Below are 1,560 nucleotides of genomic sequence, written 5' to 3' on the forward strand. Positions count from 1 at the left end.
GGTCTACCACCGCAGGGTCCACTCCGAGACCGGCCAGCCACCGCTCCAGCGGCGGCTGGCCGGTCTCGGAGTGGACCCTGCGGTGGTAGACCTGTTCGACCCACGCGGTGAACAGCCTGTTCAGCGTGGGCAGGTCGGTGACCTTGTCCGTGTCGACCTCGACGAGGAACTGCTCGCGGACCGTCCGGAAAAATCGTTCGATCTTGCCCCTGCCCTCGGGGCGCCCGGGGGTGGAGTGGATCAGCTTGATCCCGAGCCTCGCGCAGGCTCGCAGCAGGGCGGAGTCCACGAAAGCGGACCCGTTGTCGACGTAGACGCCTGTGGGGACACCGCGGGCCGCGAGCGCTGGCCGAAGCGCCGCCGCCAGACGGACGCTGTCCTCCGCGCCGCCCCACCGGTGCCCGACCACCGCCCGGCTGTGGTCGTCGACGAACGCGAAGAGATAGGCCTTGTAGCCTGCGATTTTCGGCCCGTGCAGGGCATCTCCGACCCAGAGTTCGTTGGGGCGGGCCGCCTCGAACCGGCCGAAGGCCTGCGGCGGGGTCCCGTCCGGTCGGGTCAGCAGTTCCAGCCGCTGCAGGTGCCGGTGGACCGTGCGGTAGGACGGGCCCCAGCCCAGGTGCTGCTGCAGGATCCGCACCACCTGCGCGGTCGACCTGGTTGGATTCTCCCGCTTCAAGGCCGCGGCCAGGTCCAGGACCTCCTCCGGCGTCCTGGGGGTCACCTGCCGGGTTGGCGGTAGCAGCGCGTCGAAGCCGCCCTCGCGCCAGGACCGCAGCCAGCGGTCCAGCGTCCCGCGCGTCACCCGGACCGGCTTCCCGAACGGATCCGTGTGGGTGCGCGAGGCGATCTCGCGGACCATCGCTCCGCGCTGCCGCGGTGACAGGGCAGCGTCAGCCGCCTCACGGATCAACTGATAACGGAACAACGCGACCTGGTGGGCCCGTTCGGCCCGCCGTCGCTCCTCTTCATCGACCAACGCCATCTGGCGGCCTCCCGAAACGGTTGCGGACATGCCAGCCGCCAGGATGGAGCGAGCCCACCGGTCCCCGTCAGGGTGAACTCGTGTTGATCGACAAGCAGGTCAGGCCGGCGGCCAGCCCGGCGCCAGCAATCGGCCGTGGCAGGCCGCCGACACCAGCAGCCAGGTGGGCACCGTCACCATCCCGAAGCGTGACCCGGCGGCGAACGCGAACCCGGTCACCGCCGCCACCGCGTCCGCGACCACCGATCCCGCCGGAGTCGGCAGCACCGCGGCCGGGTCGTCCGCCAGCGCGACCAGCAGCGAGGTGAACACCGCGGCGACGCAGCCCGCCCGGCGGGACCAGCACCGCAGCCAGCCCCGCACTGTCGTGGCCGGCCTGCCCAGCCGCTCAGCGATCCGCCGGAATCCCCACCCGCACGCCGCCAGCTCCAGCCCACGCCCGATGACCTCGACCAGGTCAGCCCGCCTCACCAGCGACGACACCGGAAGCAGGACGTGCGTCTCCTGGCAGGAGCGGCACCTGGCCCGCTGCGGACGCACCTCCACCACCCCGGCCGGGCCCCGCAGCCGACGCG

2 protein-coding genes are annotated in these 1,560 nt (G+C 72.2%); both read right to left on the reverse strand.

From position 1 onward, the window contains the following. On the reverse strand, positions 1–985 hold a 985-nt coding region (locus EJK15_RS69245), incomplete at its 3' end, for a DDE-type integrase/transposase/recombinase (protein WP_171075435.1). A gap of 99 nt (positions 986–1,084) precedes the next feature. Continuing rightward, positions 1,085–1,560, reverse strand: a 476-nt coding sequence (locus EJK15_RS69250) for a helix-turn-helix domain-containing protein (protein ID WP_206062367.1), incomplete at its 5' end; no start/stop codon positions are given.

Origin of the sequence: Nonomuraea basaltis (genome assembly GCF_005893125.1) — a bacterium.
Lineage (GTDB): Bacteria > Actinomycetota > Actinomycetes > Streptosporangiales > Streptosporangiaceae > Nonomuraea > Nonomuraea basaltis.